The organism is Paracraurococcus lichenis, from assembly GCF_030657435.1.
Classification (GTDB): Bacteria; Pseudomonadota; Alphaproteobacteria; order Acetobacterales; family Acetobacteraceae; genus Paracraurococcus; species Paracraurococcus lichenis.
In genome coordinates this window covers 1-610 of record NZ_JAUTWS010000426.1, presented here as the reverse complement: position 1 = coordinate 610, position 610 = coordinate 1, and the positions used below count along the sequence as shown (strand labels likewise).

The window sequence follows — 610 nt, the reverse complement described above, 5'->3', positions numbered from 1 at the left end:
CACTTCGAGGTGGTCGCGGGCAAGGTGATCGATGCCGACGGCCAGCAACACCGCTTTGCCTTGGTCCGGGATGGCCAGGCGGGGTCGGCTGTGACCCTGCGACAGGCACTTGCCGCGGCAGGCGTGACCGCGGCCACGCCCGCGACCGTGCTGTGCGACGGCGATGCCGGGCTGTGGCGGCTGCAGCGCGAGGTGCTGCCGGGCGCCACGCCCGTGCTGGACTGGTGGCACGCCGCGGTGCGCTTCGAGCACGCAATCAGGGCGGGCCGCAGACTTGAGGCACCCCTCACCAACCGTGCCGAGCGCGACTTGGAGCGGGCGAAGTGGCGCCTTTGGCATGGGCGCTGGGCGGGATGCCGGGCCAAGCTCACCGCCCTGCTCCGCTGGACCAGGCGAGAAGACGTGGTTGAGGCAGCAGAGAGTGACCGCCTCCAGCGTCACGTCACCGATCTGCTGGGCTACCTCGAGCGCAACGAGGGAGCACTGGTGCCCTACGCCGCCCGGCGCCGGCGTGGGCTGCCGATCTCGACCGCGTTCGTGGAGAGCGCGGTGAACGAGATCGTGGCCAAGCGGATGAACAAGTCGCAGCAAATGCGCTGGAGCCGGACGA

General features: G+C 70.5%; 1 pseudogene. It reads left to right on the top strand.

Annotated features, from left to right (window positions below):
- Nucleotides 1–610, top strand: a pseudogene (locus tag Q7A36_RS40635) (hypothetical protein); the annotation flags it as partial.